The 20,816-nt window shown below is 64.0% G+C and carries 21 protein-coding genes; 7 read left to right on the plus strand and 14 right to left on the minus strand.

Annotation, left to right across the window (positions count from 1 at the left end):
* Positions 1 to 3 precede the first annotated feature (3 nt).
* From omp10 to KY465_RS11230, 4 genes are all read right to left on the minus strand, one after another.
* Positions 4 to 381 (minus strand): outer membrane lipoprotein Omp10, encoded by a 378-nt coding sequence (gene omp10 / locus KY465_RS11215; RefSeq protein ID WP_219201811.1) that lies wholly within the window; start codon positions 379 to 381, stop codon positions 4 to 6.
* A gap of 102 nt (positions 382 to 483) precedes the next feature.
* The gene (locus tag KY465_RS11220) at positions 484 to 1,938 is read right to left on the minus strand and encodes a homospermidine synthase (protein WP_219201812.1); all 1,455 of its coding nucleotides are present in this window, start codon (positions 1,936 to 1,938) and stop codon (positions 484 to 486) included.
* Positions 1,939 to 2,054: 116 nt separating this feature from the next.
* Complete coding sequence (locus tag KY465_RS11225) at positions 2,055 to 2,930, minus strand: heme-dependent oxidative N-demethylase family protein (RefSeq protein WP_219201813.1); 876 nt, start codon at positions 2,928 to 2,930, stop codon at positions 2,055 to 2,057.
* The gene (locus KY465_RS11230) at positions 2,927 to 4,771 is read right to left on the minus strand and encodes a M3 family oligoendopeptidase (RefSeq protein ID WP_219201814.1); all 1,845 of its coding nucleotides are present in this window, start codon (positions 4,769 to 4,771) and stop codon (positions 2,927 to 2,929) included. Before KY465_RS11230 ends, KY465_RS11225 begins: the two co-directional genes overlap by 4 nt.
* Positions 4,772 to 4,925: 154 nt before the next feature.
* On the opposite strand from KY465_RS11230, the gene KY465_RS11235 reads away from it, so the two are divergent.
* Together KY465_RS11235 and KY465_RS11240 are read left to right on the plus strand one after the other, a co-directional pair.
* Positions 4,926 to 6,536 (plus strand): sigma-54-dependent transcriptional regulator, encoded by a 1,611-nt coding sequence (locus tag KY465_RS11235; RefSeq protein ID WP_219202679.1) that lies wholly within the window; start codon positions 4,926 to 4,928, stop codon positions 6,534 to 6,536.
* Between the two features lie 356 nt (positions 6,537 to 6,892).
* Entirely contained in the window at positions 6,893 to 8,704 is a 1,812-nt protein-coding gene (locus tag KY465_RS11240; RefSeq protein ID WP_255561627.1) for a peptidoglycan L,D-endopeptidase MepK, read from the plus strand.
* A 118-nt stretch (positions 8,705 to 8,822) separates the two neighbouring features.
* On the opposite strand, the gene KY465_RS11245 is transcribed toward KY465_RS11240, so the two are convergent.
* On the minus strand, positions 8,823 to 9,089 hold the full coding sequence (locus KY465_RS11245; protein WP_219201815.1) for a DUF2312 domain-containing protein: 267 nt from the start codon (positions 9,087 to 9,089) through the stop codon (positions 8,823 to 8,825).
* Between the two features lie 190 nt (positions 9,090 to 9,279).
* Here KY465_RS11245 and KY465_RS11250 point away from each other — a divergent pair, with 190 nt between their 5' ends.
* Both KY465_RS11250 and pyk read left to right on the plus strand, forming a co-directional pair.
* The gene (locus KY465_RS11250; protein WP_428982995.1) at positions 9,280 to 9,759 is read left to right on the plus strand and encodes a DUF1036 domain-containing protein; all 480 of its coding nucleotides are present in this window, start codon (positions 9,280 to 9,282) and stop codon (positions 9,757 to 9,759) included.
* Complete coding sequence (gene pyk, locus KY465_RS11255; protein ID WP_219201816.1) at positions 9,759 to 11,198, plus strand: pyruvate kinase; 1,440 nt, start codon at positions 9,759 to 9,761, stop codon at positions 11,196 to 11,198. Before KY465_RS11250 ends, pyk begins: the two co-directional genes overlap by 1 nt.
* 28 nt (positions 11,199 to 11,226) lie before the next feature.
* Here the strand turns inward: pyk and KY465_RS11260 are convergent, their stop codons facing one another.
* From KY465_RS11260 to KY465_RS11285, 6 genes are all read right to left on the minus strand, one after another.
* Positions 11,227 to 12,282, minus strand: a complete 1,056-nt coding sequence (locus KY465_RS11260; protein ID WP_219201817.1) for an alpha/beta fold hydrolase — start codon at positions 12,280 to 12,282, stop codon at positions 11,227 to 11,229.
* A 124-nt stretch (positions 12,283 to 12,406) separates the two neighbouring features.
* Entirely contained in the window at positions 12,407 to 13,102 is a 696-nt protein-coding gene (locus KY465_RS11265) for a tetratricopeptide repeat protein (protein ID WP_255561628.1), read from the minus strand.
* Positions 13,103 to 13,225: 123 nt separating this feature from the next.
* Positions 13,226 to 13,351, minus strand: a complete 126-nt coding sequence (gene ykgO / locus KY465_RS11270; RefSeq protein WP_219201818.1) for a type B 50S ribosomal protein L36 — start codon at positions 13,349 to 13,351, stop codon at positions 13,226 to 13,228.
* Positions 13,352 to 13,496: 145 nt separating this feature from the next.
* A complete protein-coding gene (locus KY465_RS11275; RefSeq protein ID WP_219201819.1) occupies positions 13,497 to 14,579 on the minus strand; it encodes a 5-(carboxyamino)imidazole ribonucleotide synthase in 1,083 nt (360 codons plus the stop codon).
* The gene (gene purE / locus KY465_RS11280) at positions 14,580 to 15,080 is read right to left on the minus strand and encodes a 5-(carboxyamino)imidazole ribonucleotide mutase (RefSeq protein WP_219201820.1); all 501 of its coding nucleotides are present in this window, start codon (positions 15,078 to 15,080) and stop codon (positions 14,580 to 14,582) included.
* Between the two features lie 145 nt (positions 15,081 to 15,225).
* The gene (locus tag KY465_RS11285) at positions 15,226 to 15,429 is read right to left on the minus strand and encodes a YdcH family protein (protein ID WP_219201821.1); all 204 of its coding nucleotides are present in this window, start codon (positions 15,427 to 15,429) and stop codon (positions 15,226 to 15,228) included.
* A gap of 228 nt (positions 15,430 to 15,657) precedes the next feature.
* Between KY465_RS11285 and KY465_RS11290 the strand changes: the two genes are divergently transcribed.
* Positions 15,658 to 15,837 (plus strand): YdcH family protein, encoded by a 180-nt coding sequence (locus tag KY465_RS11290; RefSeq protein WP_219201822.1) that lies wholly within the window; start codon positions 15,658 to 15,660, stop codon positions 15,835 to 15,837.
* Between the two features lie 130 nt (positions 15,838 to 15,967).
* Here the strand turns inward: KY465_RS11290 and KY465_RS11295 are convergent, their stop codons facing one another.
* From KY465_RS11295 to KY465_RS11305, 3 genes are all read right to left on the minus strand, one after another.
* On the minus strand, positions 15,968 to 16,225 hold the full coding sequence (locus KY465_RS11295; protein WP_219201823.1) for an ArsR/SmtB family transcription factor: 258 nt from the start codon (positions 16,223 to 16,225) through the stop codon (positions 15,968 to 15,970).
* Between the two features lie 97 nt (positions 16,226 to 16,322).
* Entirely contained in the window at positions 16,323 to 17,966 is a 1,644-nt protein-coding gene (locus tag KY465_RS11300) for an acyl-CoA synthetase (protein ID WP_219201824.1), read from the minus strand.
* A 58-nt stretch (positions 17,967 to 18,024) separates the two neighbouring features.
* Positions 18,025 to 18,801 (minus strand): sulfite exporter TauE/SafE family protein, encoded by a 777-nt coding sequence (locus KY465_RS11305; RefSeq protein WP_219201825.1) that lies wholly within the window; start codon positions 18,799 to 18,801, stop codon positions 18,025 to 18,027.
* Between the two features lie 114 nt (positions 18,802 to 18,915).
* Here KY465_RS11305 and KY465_RS11310 point away from each other — a divergent pair, with 114 nt between their 5' ends.
* Positions 18,916 to 19,569: a thiamine phosphate synthase gene (locus KY465_RS11310; RefSeq protein WP_219201826.1), complete on the plus strand. Its 654-nt coding sequence runs from the start codon at positions 18,916 to 18,918 to the stop codon at positions 19,567 to 19,569.
* Between the two features lie 9 nt (positions 19,570 to 19,578).
* Positions 19,579 to 20,814, plus strand: coding sequence for a tetratricopeptide repeat protein (locus KY465_RS11315; RefSeq protein WP_219201827.1), 1,236 nt, complete (start codon positions 19,579 to 19,581; stop codon positions 20,812 to 20,814).
* The last annotated feature ends 2 nt before the right edge of the window (positions 20,815 to 20,816 follow it).

Below are 20,816 nucleotides of genomic sequence, written 5' to 3' on the forward strand. Positions count from 1 at the left end.
GCGTCAGGCGCGGCGGCTCAACGTGAATTGCGATCCGCTCGAGGACGTGCAGTTGAGACGGTCGCGCGAGACCTGTGCGCAGTTCACCTTGGACGTCGTGTTGCGCAGCAGCGAGGTCAGTTCGATCTCGACGAGCGAGGGTGAGACCTGGGTATAGGAGCCTTGCGCCAACAGCGAATTGGTGTCCGTGGTCCGCGTCTCGAAGCGCCCGCTGTAGAAACTCGAGACAATCCCGTTCGGGTCCACCCACTGGCCTTCAATGCCGGCGCGACGCGGCTGGTTGAAGCCGCCACTGTTGTAGCCCGGCGCGTAGCTGATCGCCTGGCAGCCGATCAATGTCAGCGACAGCGCGGCGGCGCCGGCGAGGTGCAGTCTGTTCATGGCTTCCCCCTCTCCATGGGTTCGATGTTTTGACCATGCCGCGCCGTCGCGGCGAAAGCAAGGCTTGCGCGGCACCGGCGGGGGCAATGGTCTGGGCGTGGATCAGAATTTGACCAGTATGTTGCGAAACTGCCAGGGATCGTCCTGATCAAGATCTTCGGGAAACAGGCCCGGACGGCCATCGAGTGGTGTCCAGTCCGTGTAATGACCTTCGACCGGACCGAGATAGGGGCGCTGAACTTCAAGGCAGCGCCGGTAATCCATCTCGTCGGTGTCGACGATGCCCGAGCCGGGATTTTCCAAGGCCCAGACCATGCCGGCCAGCACCGCCGAGGACACCTGCAGACCGGTGGCGTTCTGATAGGGCGCCAGCGCGCGTGTCTCTTCCAGCGACAGGCGGGACCCGTACCAGTAGGCATTCTTGTCGTGACCGTAGAGAAGCACGCCAAGCTCGTCGACGCCGTCGACCAGCTCATCTTCATCGAGCACGTGCATGACCGGCTGCGGTTTGCCGCCATTGCCGAACATTTCATGCATCGAAAGAACGGCGTCATTGGCCGGATGATAGGCGTAATGGCAAGTCGGGCGGAAGACGACATTGCCCTGGTCATCGCGCAAAGTGAAGAAATCGGCGATCGAGATGGATTCGTTGTGGGTGACTAGAAAGCCGTATTGCGCTCCCGGCGTCGGGCACCAGGTGCGCACGCGCGTATTGGCGCCGGGCTGCTCGAGATAGATCGCCGCACCGCAACCGCCCTCGTGATCGCGGGCGTTTTCCGGACGCCATTTCTCGTGTGTGCCCCAGCCAAGTTCGGCGGGCTGCAAGCCTTCCGAGACAAAACCCTCGACCGACCAGGTGTTCCAGAAAGTGTCGAGCGGCTTGGGCTCGCGGGTGCGCTGGGTATCGCGCTCGGCGATATGAATGCCCTTGACACCGAGACGCTGCATCAGTTCGGCCCAGCCCTTGCGGTCGGCGGCAGCCGGCTCCTCGATGGCCAACCCCTTGTCTGCGGCCAGATTGACCAGGGCCTGTTTGACGAACCACGACACCATGCCGGGGTTGGCGCCGCAGCAGGAGATGGCGGTGGTGCTCCCGGGATGGGCGCGCACTTCCTCGCGGACGGTCTCGCGCAGCGCGTAGTTGGTGCGCGAGGCGTTGGAGGCATCATTGTCGAAATAGAAGCCGAGCCAGGGTTCGACCACCGTGTCGATATAGGGGACATCCAGCTCACGGCACAGACGCATCAGATCAAGAGAGGAGGTGTCGACCGACAGATTGACGCAAAAGCCCTGACCCTCGCCGGCTGTGAGAAGCGGGGTCAGCAGCTCGCGGTAGTTTTCCTTAGTGACGGACTGGCGAAGAAAGCGCACGCCATGTTCGGCCGCGATTTTCTCGTTGTCCCCCTCGGGATGCGGATCGATGATCACCATGCGTGACTTGTCAAACTTGAAGTGACGTTCGATCAGCGGCAGCGTACCGCGTCCGATCGAGCCGAAGCCGATCATGACGATGGGGCCGGCAATTTCGGCGTAGACGGGATAATCGGGCGCGGCCATGGCGGGTCTCCATCGGTCGGTTGGTTGAATTGGGCACGGGGCACGGGCGGGTGAAAGCGCGGCCCCCGCGCCTTAATCACACTTTACCCGGACAATAAAGGGCGTTCGTTTGCAGTTTAAACCGCCGAGGCTGCGATTTCATTGAGTCGCGCGACGACCGGACCGGCATCCTGGCCCAGGCCCTTATAGGCGCGTTCGGCGGGTTCGAGGCCCTCGAGCCAGGCGGCGATGGCGGCGGCGTGCCGCCGCCCGGCTGCGGTGGCGGCGAGGGCGCCGGCCGGGGTGACCGCCACATGAATGGTAAAGAGAATGTGGGCGGCGTCGAGCCGGCTGAGCGTCTGGCGTTCCTCGCGCAGGAAGAGCGATCCGGCCACATGCCGCGCGCCGACGCTCTCATGCGGCTCGGGGTGATGCAGGCGATCATTGTGATAGATCGACCAGTTGTGCCGCAGGACCGGAACGCCGGCGGCAAGATTGTCGAAGATGCGGGCGATCAGGGTGGCGTTGCGGCTGCCACGGCCGAAACCGGGGACCGGCGCATGCACATCGTCGAGCGGCCGGCTGAACTTCTCGGCCAGCCGCCATGAGGAGGGAAAGTGTAGGGCGGCGGCAGCCAGCCGCCATTCTCCCGCGTCCCTGCGCATGATCACGAGGTCCTCGGCGCACAGATCGGCGGCGCGGGCGAGCGGGGGGCGACCGTCATCGAGATCGACGCTGTCCGGAACGCCGGCGATATGAACGTGCTCGCCCTCGCGGCGAAAGAAAACAGGATGGCGGTCGCACTGATGCGCCAGCACCCGGTCCAGCACCTCGCGCTGCGCCGGCAGGGTGGCCGGCTCGGCGGCGAAGACCCTGTCCGGATGGCTGGCTGCCACACGGCGCTTTTCGGCGAGGACCGCCGGGAGGTGCGCGTCGACGAGCAGCCAGGGGCGGTCCGCCAGCGGCGTCAGGCCGATGGCGAAGGGCGCGGCTGCATCGGCGCCCGGCGTCATCTGTCGAGCGCCTCGATTTCGTCAATGAAGCCCTCGAGCATCTGCAAGCCGCGGCCCCAGAACTCTGGATCGCCGGCGTCCAGCCCAAAGGGGGCGAGGAGTTCGGAATGATGTTTGGTGCCGCCAGCGCGCAGCATGTCGAAATAGCGCTGCTGGAAACCGTCCGGGCTGCGCTCGTAGACGGCGTAGAGCGAGTTGACCAGGCAATCACCAAAGGCATAGGCATAGACGTAGAAGGGCGAATGCACGAAGTGCGGAATGTAGGCCCAGAAGGTCTCGTAGGCTTCCGACAGACGCACGGCGGGGCCAAGGCTTTCGGCCTGCACATCGACCCACAGGCGGCCGAGTTGCTCGGCGGTCAATTCCCCCTCGCGGCGCGCCGTGTGCACTTCGCGCTCGAACTTGTAGAAGGCGATCTGGCGGACAACCGTGTTGATCATGTCCTCGACCTTCTGGGCGAGCATCGCCTTGCGCTGGCCGGGGTCGGTCGTCTCGGACAGCAGCCTGCGGAAGGTCAGCATCTCGCCGAAAACCGATGCGGTTTCGGCCAGTGTCAACGGCGTAGCGGCCATCAGGGGCCCCTGGCCGCCGGCCAGGACCTGGTGCACGCCATGGCCGAGTTCGTGCGCCAAGGTCATCACATCGCGCGGCTTGCCCATGTAGTTCACGAGCACATAGGGATGCACCGACGGAACGGTCGGGTGTGCGAAGGCGCCCGAGGCCTTGCCGGGACGGACCGGCGCATCGATCCAGCGGCGATCGAAGAAGCGTCCGGCGATATCAGCCATTTCCGGCGCGAAGCCGTGATAGGCGGAGAGCACGGTTTCTCGCGCCTCGTCCCAGAGGATGGTGCGCGTCGGGGTTTCCGGCAGCGGGGCATTGCGATCCCAGAATTCCAGCTTTTCCAGACCGAGCCACTTGGCCTTGATGGCGTAATAGCGATGCGACAGGCGCGGCGCCGCCTCGGTGACGGCCTGGACCAGCGCCTCGACCACCGGGCGCTCGACGCGATTGGCGAGATGGCGGCTGTCGGCGATGTCGGCAAAGCCGTGCCAGCGGTCGGAGATCTCCTTGTCCTTGGCCAGGGTGTTGGTGATCAGCGTGAAAGTGCGGATGTTGTCGGAGAAGGTGGAGGCGAGCGCCTCGGCCGCCTTGCGGCGCGCCTCGCGATCGGGATCCTGCAGCAGCGACAGTGCCGGTTCGATGGCCAGCTCTTCGCCATCGATAGAAAAGCGCAGTGCCGACATCGTCTCGTCGAAGAGCCGGTTCCAGGCGCTGTGCCCGGTGATCGATTTTTCATGAAACAGCTGCTCGATGCGGTCTTCAAGCTGGTGTGGCCGCGCCAGGCGCAGATCGTCGAGCCAGGGCTTGTAGCGGGCGGCACGCGGGTCGTTGTCGACAGCGCCGGCGATAACCGCATCGTCGAGACGGTTCAGTTCCAGCCCGAAGAAAAGAAGATGAGTGGAGATATCGGTGATGGTGCTCTGGGCATCGCCGTAGAACTTGGCGGCCGCCGTGTCGGTGGTGTCGGAAAAATAGTTCAGGCCGGCGAAGGACATGATGCGGCCCATGACCTCCTCAATCGCCTCATAGCGCTCGATGGCGGCGCCAAGTCCGGCTTTCCCCGTCTGACCGGCAGCCTCGGCCAGCTTGCCTTTCCAGGCGTCCTCGAAGGCGCGGGCTTCGCTCGCCATACGCGCCATATCCGCCTTCAACTGCGGATCGCCGATGCTCTTGTAAAGGTCGCTCAGATTCCAGACGGGCAGATCACCCAGATCGGTGCTGCCAGCGGGTTCCGGCGCGGTGGATAGCTGGCGTGAGAAGACATGGCTTGGCGCCATCGGGCGCTCCTTTCGCGGTCACACGGACATGCGGGCGTTGTGCGGTACGAAAACCTAAAATGCAATCGTTTCCGGAAATCCGCCTTTCAGGCTTTTCTGCAAGGATGCGTGAATACAACACAAGGTGTTTGACGTGCCAAGCAAAGGATACGCCGTGCCCAGCCATGTCCTCATAGTCGATGATGATCCCGTCCAGCGGCGCCTGCTGAAAGGCACCTGCGAGCGCAGCGGCCTGAAGGTCGATCTGGCGGAGGACGGCGAAAGTGCCATGTCGATGATCAAGCGCTCGGCGGGGGGCTTCGACGTGGTCGTTCTCGATCTGGTGATGCCGGGTGTTGGCGGTATCGCGGTACTCGAATGGATGGCGGAAAACGCCCCGGACATACCGGTGATCGTGCAGACGGGACAGGGCGGCATCGAGACCGTGGTTCGCGCCATGCGGGCCGGGGCTCATGATTTTGCGGTCAAGCCGGTGTCCCCGGAGCGGTTGCTTTTGGCGATCGGCAATGCCGTGCGTTCGTCCGGTGGGGCGAAGGGCGGCGATACGGAGCGGGCCGGCGGCAAAAGGGTCGGCGGGTTTGACGACATCGTCGTGGCCAGCCCGGCGATGGACCGCATTCTCGGCCTGGCGCGGCGCGCGGCGGTGTCCGACATTCCGGTTGTGCTCGAAGGCGAATCCGGTGTTGGCAAGGAGCTGATCGCCAAAGCCATCCAGTCCGAAAGCGCGCGCCGCACAAAGCCCTATGTGACGGTCAATTGCGGGGCGATCCCGGAAAATCTCGTCGAGAGCATCCTGTTCGGTCACGAAAAGGGGGCCTTCACCGGCGCCGTCGACAGCCATATGGGAAAATTCGCCGAGGCCGACCAGGGCACGTTGTTTCTTGATGAAATCGGCGATCTGCCAACCGATGTGCAGGTCAAGCTGCTGCGCGCGGTCCAGGATGGTGAAATCGAGACAATCGGATCGCGAACCAAGCGCAAAGTCGATATCCGGCTGATTTCAGCCACCCACAAGGATCTGATCGAAGAGGTTAAGGCGGGGCGCTTCCGCGAAGATCTCTACTACCGGCTGAACGTCTTTCCCATCCACGTGCCGCCGTTGCGCCAGCGAAAGGAGGACATTCCGGAACTGGCCCGCCACTTCACGCGCCGCTTTGCCGAGGCCACCGGCCGTTCGCCGACGCTGACATTGACCGCCGATGCCATGGCGCTGCTGACCGCGCACGACTGGCCGGGCAATATCCGTGAACTGGAAAACGCCGTGCATCGGGCCGTCGTTCTGAGCGAGACGGACCGGTTGACGGCCGATCTGTTTCCGCAGGTCTCTGACAGTTGCACAAGCTATCGCGTCTCGGAACTAGCGGACCGGGACCGGGTGAGCGCCGGGCAGGCGGCGAGAAGCGAAGCGAGCAGAAACGAGGCGCAGGCGCCGGCATTGCAGCCGGAAGATGGCTGGATCGGGTCAGCCTATCCGGCGCGAGAGGCCGGTCCGCATACGAGGCAGGATGCTTCGGCTGTATCGGCGGGTGAACATCCGGCGGTGCGAGGGAGCGACATGGCGGGCGCCCTGGCGGCCATCTCGCCGACAGGCGATGTGCGCCCCCTGGCTGATGTCGAGGAAGAGCTCATCCGTTTCGCGCTGCATTTTTACCGCGGACAGATGAGCGAGGTTGCGCGCCGGCTTGGTATCGGGCGCTCGACGCTGTACCGCAAATTGAAGGATTACCAGATCGATCCGGGCGATCCTCTGCGGGTTGCCGCCTAGGGCGGGACCCTGGCAAAAGCCGCTGAACGCCGGCGCGATCGACCGTTCTGACGTCCTCTTGAATGTGCAACCGGCCCGCCAATCGGCGGGGCGGGCTTGACGCGTTGTCGACATGGTCTAATTCCCTGATAAGATGGGAACACGACAGAGTTCACGACTCGTTAAAGGACTGTTCACTATAGTGCCAGTTTGAGACGTCTTGCCAGCAAGATGCGGCGGCAGCGAGAGGCGATTGGCTTGAAGTGCCATGGTGTTACCGCATTTGCCGCGCATAGAGCGGCGCAGGATGTCGAGTAATTGCGTAGTAGGCGGGGCCTTTGGTGGCAAGCGCTAGGGACAATCAGGAAAACCACATTTTGAAGACAGGTTTCAATCTGATAGCTGCATTTGCGTTGCTGCGCCGGGTGCCGCGTCCCGTCGGTCTGGCTGTGCAGATGGGATTCTGGATTATCCTGGCCGGCCTTGCCGTATCCGCTGTGCCGGCAACGGCGCAGGCGGAAACGCGTTCGCTGAAGCTATATTACACGCATACCAACGAGCGCGCCGAGATCGTCTTCAAGCGCAATGGTCGGTATGACCGTGCCGGCCTGAAGAAACTCAACCGCTTTCTGCGTGACTGGCGCCGGAACGAGCCGACGGAAATGGATCCGCGCCTGTTCGATCTGATCTGGGAAGTCTATCGCCAGACCGGCGCGCGCGATTATGTGCATGTGGTCAGCGCCTACCGGTCGCCGGCAACCAACGAGATGCTGCGGCGCACGCGCGGCGGCCAGGCGAAGAAAAGCCAGCATATGCTCGGCAAGGCGATGGATTTCTACATTCCCGGCGTCAAGCTTTCGAAGCTGCGTGCCGTTGCGATGAAACTGCAGGGCGGCGGTGTCGGCTATTATCCGAAATCCGGTTCGCCCTTCGTGCATCTTGACGTGGCGTCGGTGCGCGCCTGGCCGCGCATGAGCCGGCAGGAACTCGTGCAGCTCTTCCCGGACGGCAAGACCCTGCATCTGCCGCCGGATGGCAAGCGTCTGCCGGGCTATTCGCGCGCATTGGCGGAGTACAAGGCACGTGGCGGCGCCATTGCCAGTTCCGGCGGATCTTCGGGCCGGTCGGGTGGCGGCAATCTTCTGGCCGCCCTGTTTGGTGGCAGTGGCGACGAGGATGAGGAACCAACGCCGTCCGTCCGTCCCGCCGCGCCACAGGTGCAGACCGCTGCTGTTGCTGCCGCGCCGCAGGAAGCCGGGGGCTTGTTCCCGCCATTGCCGCAGACGGCGCCGGTTCCGGCCAGCCGGCCCGCACCGCAGCCGGCGGCTGCCATTCCTGTCACCGAGACGGCGCTGGTGGCGCCGCCCGCCAATCTTCCCGCCGAGGCGCAGGTCAACGCGTTTGCCGCTGCCGCTGCAGCCGTGCCGCAGGATCCCGTAGCGGCGAGTGCCGAGGTGTTTCCCGATCTCGATTCGCTGCGTGTCCCGGTCCCGCAACTGCTGGCCGAACGTTCGCCGCGGCCGCCGCGGCCTGATGATGCGGGAACCGAAGTCGCCGCCCTGGCGCCGGCCGACGCAGATGCTGTGACCTCACCTGCGGTGGCGGCGACGCTGAGCGCGCCTTCCGACACTGCCGCTTCCGACACGGGCACCGAGGTGGCCGCCTTCGTGCCGCTGCCGATCCGCCGGCCCGGTGACGTCGCCCCTGCCGCATCCAGCGGCGAGGCGGGTGGGACTGCGGCTCCGGCGGTTGCATCGCAATCAACGGCTGACGAGCCGGTGCAAGTTGCGGCGCTGTCCGCATCCGAAGATGCCGACATGCGGCGCATGGCGACCAGTGTGCCGAATGGCGGACGCATCGTCTCGGCATTTGCATCCGGCATAGCGCCGCGCAAGGGTGGCCGGCCCGGCGTGGCTGATGCCAATAAGGGGCAGGTGGTTGCCCGTACGGCCGAGCCGAAGCTGACCGAGAAGATCATTTCAAGATGGGCGATGGGGCGGCAGCGCTCGCTTGGCGGCGTGCACACGGATGATGGCGGCCAACGGTTCATCGCCAGCCAGTTGCAGGAGGCCCCGGCCGAAGTTTACGCGGCTGGCTTCACGCGCGGCGGCGGCGATCTGCCCCACGACCGGTTCACCGGCACCGCGGTGAATTTCATGCAGGTGGCGCGCTTCGGCCCGTCGAGCTGAGGCCCTCGGCCGCGCCCCTGGTTCGGCAGACTGCGACCGTTAAAAACCCGCCGTACTGGCGGGTTTTTCTATTCAAAGAGTAATCTTGCATGGGAGCAGCCTGGCCGCCCCGGCAAGCTTACTCGGCGCCTTGCGGTTCTGGCGCCATGCCCAGCGCATGCAGATAGGTGTCGAGGATCGCTTCCTGCTCCATGCGATCGTTCTGATCCTGCTTGCGGATGGCGATCACCTTGCGCAGCACCTTGGTGTCATAGCCCATGGCCTTGGCTTCGCCATAGACATCCTTGATGTCGTCGGCGATGGACTTCTTTTCCTCCTCGAGGCGTTCAATTCGCTCGACATAGGAACGCAACTGGTCCCGGGCGGTGGCGCCGGCGTCGGACATGACATTCTCCCTGACATGGTTCGATTTGCGCTGACACCTGCCCGAAGGCGGGCATGGGGTCAAGCGTCGCGGCAGCGAAACCGCACATGCGATGAGATTCTTCCAAGGTGCCTGTCGCAGGCGCGTTGACATTAAAGGGCATGCGTCGCAAAACAGCCATTCCGTTAAGTGAGAAGGGGGCCAAGACACAATGCTGACAGGGTGGCTTTCCGGACGGCTTGCGGCATTCGTGACGCCGGCCGGTGCGTTGATGCTGACCGTGATGGCGGGGCTGTTTCTGTTTGCGGGCAGCGGCACGGCCCGGGCCGATTTTCGCGTCTGCAACGGCACACAATCCCTGGTCGGCAGCGCCATCGGCTATCGGGCCGAAGAGGGCTGGGTCACCGAAGGCTGGTGGCAGATCCCGGCCAATTCCTGCGCCACGCTGATCGAGGGACCGCTGCAGTCACGCTATTACTATCTTTATGCGGAGGATGCGGCCGGCGGCGGCCGCTGGGGCGGCGCCATCAACATGTGCGTGGCCGACAACGAATTTCGCATTGTTGGCGTCAAGGACTGCTTCGCGCGCGGCTTTCAGCGGTCGGGCTTTACGGAATATGATACCGGGCGGCAGCGCAGCTGGATGGTCCAGTTGTCGGAAGCTCCGGCACCGGTGGAAAGCCAGAACTGATGAAACGACATCGCAAGGTCAAGATCCTCGCAACCCTTGGCCCCGGCTCTTCGGACGAAGAGATGATCGGCAAGCTGCATGATGCCGGCGCGGATCTTTTCCGAATCAATATGAGCCACACCAGCCATGATCTGATGCGCACGCTGATCGGGCGGATCCGCGCTGTCGAGAAGAAGTTCGGTCGACCGATCGGTATCCTCGCCGACCTGCAGGGGCCGAAACTGCGTGTCGGCGCCTTCGCCAATGGCAGCGAGACGCTGAAGGTCGGTCAGACGTTCACCTTCGACAACAAGGATGAGCCTGGAACCAACGCGCGCGTCTACCTGCCGCATCCCGAGATTCTCGAGGCGGTGCAGGCCGGCGACCGGCTGTTGATCGATGACGGACGGCTGCAACTGAAAGCGGAGAAGTCCGACGGCAAGTCGATCGTCGCCACGGTGGTCAGCGGCACCAAGATCTCCGACCGCAAGGGGGTCAGCCTGCCCGATACGGAGCTCGGGGTCGGGGTTCTGACCGACAAGGATCGCAAGGATCTCGATGCGGTGCTGGCCACCGATGATGTCGACTGGGTGGCGCTGTCCTTCATCCAGCGGCCCGACGACCTGGCCGAGGTGCGCAAGATCGCGCGCGGCCGCGTCGGTCTGATGTCGAAGATCGAGAAGCCTCAGGCGCTCGACCGCATCGACGAAATCATCGAACTGTCGGACGCGCTGATGGTGGCGCGTGGCGATCTCGGCGTCGAGATGCCGATCGAATCGGTGCCGGGCCTGCAGAAGCAACTGACGCGCGCCTGCCGGCGGGCCGGCAAGCCGGTGGTGGTGGCAACGCAGATGCTCGAATCGATGATCTCCGCTCCCGTGCCGACGCGTGCCGAAGTCTCGGATGTGGCGACGGCGGTGTTCGAGGGGGCCGATGCCGTGATGCTGTCGGCGGAATCGGCGGTCGGCGACTATCCGGTCGAAGCGGTCTCGACGATGGCGTCAATCGCCCGCCGGGTGGAGCGCGATCCGAACTATTCCGGCATCATTCATGCGCAGCGGCCGCAACCCGAATCCACGGGCGCGGATGCCATATCGCTGGCGGCGCGGCAAATCGCCGAAACGCTCAACCTGTCGGTGATCGTCTGCTACACATCGTCCGGCTCGACCGGACTGCGCGCGGCACGTGAACGCCCGCAGGTGCCGATCATCGCGCTGTCGCCGGTGATCAAGACGGCGCGGCGGCTGTCGGTGGTCTGGGGCCTGCACTGCGTTGTCACCGAAGATGCGACCGATCACGAGGACATGGTCGATCGGGCGTGCCGGATCGCCTTCCGCGAGGAATTCGGCAAGGCGGGCGACCGCATTATCATTTCGGCGGGTGTGCCGCTCGGCACACCGGGCTCCACCAACATGCTGCGCATCGCCTATATCGGTTCGGACGGGATGAGCGGACACTGAGCCAGCTTTCCCTGCCTTCCGCCCGGATCTATTTCTCGATTTCCGCATCACCGGGGCAGTGCGCATTGTCGCCTGCTATGCGGGCCTCGACTGCGGCCGCGATTGCCGCGAGATCGCGCGGCTGGCCGGCCACATGCTCTATTGCGGCGACGGCCAGGTCGGTTGCCACATAGTCCGGCTTGTGACCGAGATTCTTGACCCAGACCAGTTCGGACCCTGCGATCGCCTTGTTGAGGCCCTCGGAATGGATCTCCGGTAAGACGACGCCGTCGCGATCGCCGGTGATGATCACGGTCGGTTTGGCGATTTCCGAATAGCGCGGCGCGACGCGGCTGACATAGTCTTTCAGCCCGGCGATGTCGGTGGCGTTGGCGCGAAAATTCTCGGCCCGGAACAGCAGCGGAATGGCGGCATTGTCGATGTAATTGTCCGGCACCGGATTGGGCGCGAAGACGCAGGCGACGCCATCGGCAAGCCGCGATTTGCCAAACGGCGCGGCAATCAGATTGGCAAAGGCCCAGCCGATCACCGGCAATGCTGTCAGGGTATTGTACCAGGCGACGCCGCCGGGCCAGGGGTGAGTGGCGGGCGCAAGAAAGACGAGGCCTGCGGTGCGCTCGGGGAAGGCGAGGGCGAAGCTGGCGGTGACGGCACCGCCGAAGGAATGGCCGATGATGATCGCGCTGTCGATGTCAAAGGCCTGCATGGCGGCGGCAATGGCGCGGGCCTGCCCGTCCGGCGTGGCGTTTTCCGTGCCGCCGCGTTCGGACCAGCCATGTCCGGGTCGGTCGACGAACAGCAATTCGGCGCGGCCCTCGAACTGCGGGCGGAAGACGTTCATCAGGTCGCGCAGGTTGCTGCTGGCGCCATGGATGAAGATAAGCGGCGGCAGGACGGTGTCATCCGGACCCGGCACATGGACGGCATGCAGCCTATAGCCTCCGGCATCGACCATGTCACCGATCGGCGGATAGGTCGCAGACGCCGGCGCCGTGCGGCCGGAAATTGTGGTGGCCGGAAGCAGGGCAGCAACGGCTGCGGAGACAATCAGGGCGCGGCCGAGGGCGGGGGCGATCAAGGACATGAGCGGGACATTCCAACGAGGAGGCTGCCGGCCGGAGACCAGAGCCGAAAGCAGTCAGGAGCGGGGTGTGGTCAGGGGAATAACGGCCAAGGCGGCAAAAAAGTTTCGCGGGCTGTAAGCGCACTTAAATACGCCGGCCGGTCAGCTTGTCTTCCAGTTCGACGACGCGCGACTGAGCAGCGCGGTTGGCCGGATAAATGGCGAGGATCTTCTTCCAGGCTTCAAGCGCCAATGCATCGCGATCGGTCCTTTCGAGAATGGCGGCAAGACCGGCAAGGGCGCCGTAGTGCCGTGGTTCAAGGCTCAATACGCGGTTGATGTCGGCCATCGAGCGGCGCAGATCACCATTCATGAAATGCAGGGTGGCGCGGCGGTTCCACCCCTCCGCGAATTCGGGGAACAGCACCGTGACCTGATCGAGGAAATCCAGCGCAAGCCCGGCGTTTTGCCGGGCAATCGCTTCGGTGGCCCATTGCATCAGAAGATTGCCGGTGGCGCTTTGCGAATCGTTCCAGTGCACGGCGATCTGGCGGGCGATTTGGCGCGCGGCAGCGCCATCGCTCTCCCGCCGCAATTGCGCAAACAGCGCGTCGAGCGCCTCGTTTCCGGCCTGAGGCGCGGACGCCGGCGTTCCTGATTCGGCTGTGCGGTCTGGCGCTTCCGCCGCGGTTGCGGGCGTTTCGTCAGCGCTTGCGGCGGCAAACGATACGGGCTGCAGCTGCAGCAAAGCCTGCAGGATGATCGCGGAGAGGGCGATCCGGGCGGCGTGAGGGGACAACGAGAAAAGGCGCATGACAGCAAGATAGGCCGTCAGCGCCATAATTCAAAGAGCAAACGCATCAATTGCAAGGCCGGTGGCAGGGCCGATTGCCGGTCCCGACGCCATCACATGTCGCGCTGCGCCCGGCGGCAATCAGTCAAACACGGCCGAGGCCGGCCTGGTTCAGCCCTGGCGTGCCTTGAAGCGCGGGTTCTGCTTGTTGATGATGTAAATGCGGCCCTTGCGACGCACCATGCGGTTGTCGCGGTGACGTGCTCTCAGGGCCTTCAGCGAATTCTTGATCTTCATGGTCTTTGTCCGCAATCTGCTGGGCCTGTCGCCCGGTCAATCAAAAGCGCGCCGCGAGGGCACGCTTGAAGTTGGCACGCATGTAGCTTCGATGCCGCCCGATGTCAACCGCGCCGGCGGATGTCAGGCAAGCTGGAAGCGGCGCTCAGCTCTTGCCGACCAGCCGGGTAAAATGCCCCATCTTGCGGCCCGGTCGCGCGTCCTTCTTGCCGTAGAGATGAAGGAATATGGCGGGATCATCGGCCAGTTCGGGGAGACGGTCGACCTCTTCGCCGATGAGGTTTTGCATGACGCAGTCGGAGTGACGCAAGGCCGGCTGCAGCGGCAGACCGGCGATGGCGCGAATGTGCTGTTCGAACTGCGAGACGACGCAGGCCGCTTCGGTCCAGTGGCCGGAATTGTGCACACGGGGCGCGATTTCATTGACCAGCAGGCGATGGCCGGTCTCGGCGGGAACCGCGAAGAATTCGACCGCCAGGACACCGACATAGTCGAGATCCGCGAGAATCGCCGCGGCAATGCGCGTTGCTTCCTGGCGCGCCGCCGCATCAATGCTGGCCGGCACCGTGGAGCGATGCAGGATGTGATTGCGGTGCTCATTTTCCACAAGGTCGAAGGCCGTGACCGTGCCATCGATCCCGCGCGCTGCAATCAGCGACACTTCGCGGTCAAACGGCACAAAGGATTCAAGGATGGCCGGGCCCCCAGCCATGGCCTCAAGAGCGGCGGCCGCATCCTCGCGGGAGGTCAGGCGCGCCTGCCCCTTGCCATCATAGCCGAAGCGGGTGGTTTTCAGAATGGCCGGGAGACCGAGGCTGGCGATCGCCGCATCAAGATCGGCACGGTTTTGGACAGGCGCAAAGGCTGCCGTCTCGGCGCCGAGCCGCCGGGCCATTTCCTTTTCGAGGATGCGGTGCTGCGCCGTCTCGAGGGCGCGCGCGCCGGGGCGCACCGGCACTTTTCCAGCCAGATGCCGCACCGTCTCGACCGGGACGTTCTCGAATTCATAGGTCACGACGTCGCACGCCTCGGCAAGGCGGTCGAGGGCGGATTGGTCGTCGTAACCGGCGCAGATATGCGCGGAGGCAAGTTGCGCTGCCGGGGCGGCGGCATCGGGATCGAAGATGATGGTGCGGTAGCTGAAGCGCGCGGCGGCCATGGCCAGCATGCGGCCGAGCTGGCCTCCGCCGAGAATGCCGATCGTGGCGCCGGGCCGAAGCGCGTCCATCTAGGCCTCGTCCACCGGATGATCGGCGACAGCGGCGGTGCGCGCGGCGCGCCAGGCATCGAGGCGGTCAGCCAGGGCCGGGTCGGACAGGGCAAGCACGGCAGCAGCGAGAAGGGCGGCATTGGTGGCGCCGGCATTGCCGATGGCCAGGGTGCCGACCGGAATGCCGGCGGGCATCTGAACGATCGACAGCAGACTGTCCTCGCCGGACAGGGCGCGCGATTGCACGGGAACACCGAACACCGGCAGCGGCGTGAGAGCCGCCGTCATGCCGGGCAGATGCGCGGCGCCACCGGCTCCGGCGATGATCACCTTGAATCCCTGGTCGCGCGCCGTGCGGGCGAAATCATACATGCGCTCGGGCGTGCGGTGCGCCGAGACAATGCGCGGCGCATAGGCAATGTCCAGCTGGTCGAGCGTCGTGGCGGCATGTTTCATGGTTGGCCAGTCGGACTGGCTTCCCATGATGATGGCGACCGGGGGGGCGTTTAGGGCGGTCATCTTTTCACCGGATCCTCGTTGCTTGCACCGCGCCATCGTTTGCCGCGGGACTGCTGCCGATCACCCGCATTGTGCGACGGAAGCGATGGTGACGGCTTTCTTGACGATCAGCACGGCAAATGCAAGCCGTGCTGAGCCTCGACCTTCAGGCGATGATGTCAGGGATGATCTGATCTTCAAGTTGCGAGAGCTTGTCCTTGATGACCAGCTTCTTCTTTTTCATGCGCTGGATGCGCAACTGGTCGCATCCGACCTTGAGCATGGCGTTGATTGCGGCGTCGTAGTCTTCATGCTCGTGGCGCAACCGCGCCACCATCATTCTCAGTTCCGCCTGTTCCTGATCGGACATAGATCCCGCACCCTGTCTTACGGTCGCCAATGGAAAGCCGACGCCCTGACGGCATCGCATCAAAGGCGACAAAACTGAGCTGCACCTATCATGAAACAGTTTTAACGGGAAGTTATCCAGCAGGCGAGATTTCGCCTTCGACAACAGAAGTTTTTGGTGGCAAACTGATCCTGCCCATCAACCAGTTGCGCTGGTTTCGGACCGGCGCGACCTACAAGGGAGTTGCCTATGTCAATCGAAGCGCATCTTGAAACGCTTGAGGAAAAACACGGCCAACTGGATGAGAAACTGCGCAGTGAGCTGAGCAGTCCGTCTGCGGCCGATACGACAATCGTCGCTCTTAAACGTGACAAATTGCGCATTAAGGACGAAATCGTCCGGTTGAAGTCTGGAACAACCCAACACTAGTTCCGCTTCACGACAGGCATATGACCGCTATCGGTCGAAGTGCAACACTCTTTCAAGTTCCGCGTCCCCCGCACAACTATGCCAGCCGCCCGCCATCAGCGGGCGGTTTTTTGCCGGCCATATCCCGCCGTCAGGTCCAGAACTGGTCAAGCCAGATATTGAGATGCAGGAACCCGTCCTCGTTGATCGCATAGACGCGCCGGGTGCCGTTGGCATGCACCGTGACAAGGCGGTTGTCGAGCAATGTCTTGAGATGCTGGGAGACGGCCGGCCGGCTGATCGGCAGCCCTCTGGCCAGCTCATTGACCGTGCAGGGGCGGCGGCGCAACTCCTCGAGGAGGTGGCGTCGATTGGGGTCCGCTATGGCCGCAAATGCATCTGTTCCCATGCCCGCAGGCTAGGAGATTCATCGTGCCGCGACAAGCTTTTTTGTGCACTGCGAAATGAACCGGTGTGATGCTCTGCAAAGCGGGTGAAAGCGGTGCTCACAGGCCCTCGCGCGCCTGCTGACGCAGAATGTATTTCTGGATCTTGCCGGTCGAAGTCTTCGGTACCGCCTGGAAAACGACCGTGCGCGGGCATTTGAAGCGCGCCAGCAGGCTGCGGCAATGGGCGATCACCTCGTCGGCGCTGAGCGCCGCGCCGGGTTTCAATTCCACGAAGGCGCAGGGGGTCTCGCCCCATTTTTCGTCGGGCCGGGCGACGACGGCGCAGGACTGGATGGCCGGATGCTTATAGAGCGCGTCCTCGACCTCGATCGATGAGATGTTCTCGCCGCCGGAAATGATGATGTCCTTCGAGCGGTCCTTGAGCTGGATATAGCCGTCGGGATGCATGACGCCGAGATCGCCGGAATGAAACCAGCCGCCGGCAAAGGCCTCGGCGCTGGCGTCCGGGTTCTTCAGATAGCCCTTCATGACGATGTTGCCGCGGAACATCACCTCGCCGATGGTCTCGCCGTCGGAGGGCACCGGCTGCATGGTTTCCGGATCTCGCACGGAGAGGTCCTCGAGGGCCGGGTAGCGCACGCCCTGCCGCGCTTTCATGCGGGTGCGGGCCGCCGGGTCGAGCTCGTCCCATGCGGCTTTCCATTCATTGACGACCGCCGGACCGTAGGTCTCCGTCAGGCCGTAGAGATGGACGACCTCAAAACCTGCATCGGCCATCTGTGAGAGTACCGATTCGGGGGGCGGTGCGGCGGCGGTGTTGAAGCTGACCGTGTGGGAGAAGTCGCGCTTTTCCGCATCCGGTGCGTTGATCAGCGTCGACATGACGATGGGTGCGCCGCACAGATGCGTCACGCGATGATCGGCAATGGCGTCGTACATCGCCTTGGCGCGCACCCATCTGAGGCAGACATGGGTGCCGCCGAGCACCGCCAGCGTCCAGGGAAAGCACCAGCCATTGCAGTGGAACATCGGCAGGGTCCAGAGATAGACCGGGTGGCGGGCCATGCCGGAGGCAATGATATTGGCGTAGCCCATCAGGGCGGCACCGCGATGGTGATAGACAACGCCCTTCGGATTGCCGGTGGTGCCGGAGGTGTAATTCAGCGAGATCGAGTCCCATTCATCCACCGGGGCGCGTCGCTCGAAATCCTCGCTGCCGCCAGCGAGGAACTCCTCGTAGTCACGGGTGCCGATGCACGGACCCTTGGCAAAAGGCGCGTCCTCGGGAAAGTCGGGGTCGTCATAGTCGATCACCAGCGGCTTGACCTTCGCCTGGGCCAGCGCGTTGCGCACCAGTTCCGAGAACTCCCGATCGACGATAAGCACCTTGCAATCGGCATGGTCGAGCTGGAAGGCGAGGATGGTGGCATCGAGCCTGGTGTTGAGGGCGTGCAGCACGGCCCCGGTCATCGGCACGGCATGGTGCACCTCGAGCATTGCCGGGGTGTTGGACAACATCACGGAGACCGTAGAGCCGCGGCCGATGCCCTCATCGGCCAGCGCGCTGGCGAGTTGCTTGCAGCGGGCGAAGAAGGCGCGATAGCTGCGCCGCAGCGTGCCGTGAATCATGGCGGTGTGATCGGGAAAGACCAGCGCGGCGCGTTCGAGATGGGTCAGCGGGCTGAGCGGCTGGTAGTTGGCCGGGTTGCGATCGAGATCGGTTTCAAACGGATTGGACACGGGTTTCCCTTCCCTTGCTTCGGCCAGCGGCGCTCCTCCGGTCAGACGCGATCTGTCCTCACAAGCCGCCCAGTCCGTCATAAATCAGCTTGAAGGCCGTCACCAGCACCATCGCATACATCAGAGGATAGAAATGTTCGGCGCGGATGCGGCGGACAACCACGGCGCCGAGAACGGTGGCGCCGACGGCCAGCGGCAGCAGAACCGCTGCGGTCTTGAGATTGGTGGCATCGAATTCACCGAGGGCAAAATAGGGCACGACCTTGAGGGCGTTGACGACCGCGAAAAAGCGCACCGAAGCGCCGATAAAGGCCTTTGGTTCATGACGCAGCGGCAGGGTGTAAAGCTGGTAGGGCGGGCCACCGGCGTGCGAGACAAAGCTGGTGAAGCCGGCAAGCGTGCCGCAGAAGGCGCCGTAAAGCGGCCGGTGCGGGCGGGGCCCGGTCGGCACGGTCCTGTCGGCGCGGCGATCCTGATACCGGCGCCAGAAATACTGCGCCGAGAAGATCAGCGCGACGCCGCCGACGATCAGACGGATGGCATCCTCGGTGACCCAGGCGGCGGTCAGCCAGGCAATAAGAATGCCGAGAGCGGCGCCGGGCAGCATGATCCGCAAGGTGGTCGCCTCATTGTGGCGGCGCCAGATCCACAGCGAGATGATGTCCATGAGAATGAGAATCGGCAGCATGATGGCGGCGGCCTGCACCGGCGATATGGCAAGCGCCATCAGCGGCACGCCGATCAGCGCCATGGCGCCGCCGAGTCCGCCCTTAGAGAGGCCAACGAGAAACACCGCCGGCACGGCATAGAGATAAAAGACGGGGTCGGAGATCATGCGCCTGCTTGTAAGTTGCCGGCTGCCGGTTTATCCCCAAGCCGACTGTTTTGCCAGCACCGGAAGCGGCGCCAGTTTGATTTTTCCGCCCCCGTTATGAGGACCTGCCCGACCATGACCGATATCCAGAACCGATGTCGTCTTGTCCTTGTGGCCCCGGAAACGCTTGAGCCGCAAGAGCTGGCAAGCCAGTTGCAAGATGCGCTTTCCGGAGGTGATGTGGCTTCGGTGATCGTGCCGCAACGGGCAATCGAAGAAGGGCTGTTCCAGGACTTGTGTGCCGCGGCGGTGCCGGTGATCCAGGCGGCGGGAGCGGCGGCGCTGATTGACGGAGACAGCCGCATCGCGGGACGGGTGAGGGCCGACGGTCTGTTCATCGCCGGCGGCTTTGACGATCTGGCGGCGGCGGTGGAGAAACACACGCCGGCGATGATCGTCGGCGGTGGCAATGCGCGCGACCGGCATCAGGCGCTGTCGATGGGTGATCTGGAACCGGATTTCCTGTTTTTCGGCCGGCCGGACGGCGATATCAAGCCCGAGCCGCATCGCAAGAATGTCGATCTGGCTGAATGGTGGGCGTCGATGGTTGATATTCCCTGCATCCTCATGGGAGGCAACAGCATCGAGCATGGCGAGGAGATGGCAGCGACCGGAGCGGAATTCATCGCGTTCGGCAAGGCTGTGTTTGCTGCCGATACGCCCGCCGGCAGCCAGGTGACGCTGATCAATCGCATGCTTGACGAAAAAGCGCCACGGTTTGACGATTAGTGGGTTTTCATGATCCGAGATCGAATCCTTGTTGTCGCACTGCTCGTGCCGCTGTTCAGCCTGCGCGGTGATTTCGCTTTTGCGCAGACTGCCGACAGTCCCTTAGCGGGACGATTTGGCCCGGAGATCGGCAAGTCGGAACGCGCCGGTTCTCCCGGTTCCGATGGTGAGAACGACATCCGGCCTGATTTTCGCTCCCTGTCGCAGCGGCTCGGTCCACCGCAAGCCCTGAAGTCCGACCGGCTCGGGGCACCAGAGGCCGAGGACGCGGAAAGCGAGGCGATCTCGGCCCGGTTCGTAGGGCCGGAAAATGAGGGTGATGCGGACGGTTCGGGGGTGGCGGCGAGCCGCGGGCCGGTGCTGGTGGCCCCGACCGACGATCCGGCTCTGGCCCTGTTGGATGATAGGATCGACGCCACCAAGCGCGCCTACAGCGCCTATCAGCGCGGCTTTTACCTGACGGCGATGGATCTTGCCGTACCGCGCGCGCAACTGGGCGATCCGGCGGCGCAGACACTGATTGCGGAACTGTTCGCCGAAGGGTTCGGCGTGGCGCGAAGCATGGACGATGCGGCGTTCTGGTACGAGCAGGCCGCCAAGGGCGGGGATGCCGCGGCGCAGTTCAAGCTGGCGATCATGCTGCTTGAGGGCAAGCATGTGCCGCTAGATGCCGAGCGGTCGCGCACCCTGATGAAACAGGCGGCCGATTCCGGCAATCCCTTCGCGCAATTCAACCATGCCCAGAGCCTCCTGGCGCAGCATCCGGGCGACGTCGGCTTGAAACGGGCCTTGCCCTATTTCGAGAAAGCCGCGGCGCAGGGCGTGCCGGATGCACAATATGCGCTGGCCCGCAGCTACATGAACGCGCTTGGGATCCCGGAGGAAAAGCGAGCCCAGGCACGCAGCTGGATGCGCAAGGCAGCGCAGGGCGGCTACGATACGGCGCAGCTCGATCTGGCGATCTGGCTGATTGATGGCGTGGGCGGGGAAAAGGATTACGAGCGCGGGTTCCGCTGGATGCAGACCGCGGCGCTGCGCGGCAATGTGGCGGCGCAGAACCGGTTGTCGGTTCTGTACATCCATGCGATCGGCACGCGCCCCGACCCGATTGAAGCTGCCAAGTGGTACATCCTGTCGAAACGGGCCGGCTATACGGATCCGGAGCTTGAGGACTTTTACCTCGGGCTCACCGCCGAGGAACAGAAGGCGGCGCTCGACCGGGCCAACCGGTTTGCCCGCCGCTAGTG

Source organism: Neohoeflea coraliihabitans, from assembly GCF_019334345.1.
In the GTDB taxonomy this organism is placed as follows: Bacteria; Pseudomonadota; Alphaproteobacteria; order Rhizobiales; family Rhizobiaceae; genus Pseudohoeflea; species Pseudohoeflea coraliihabitans.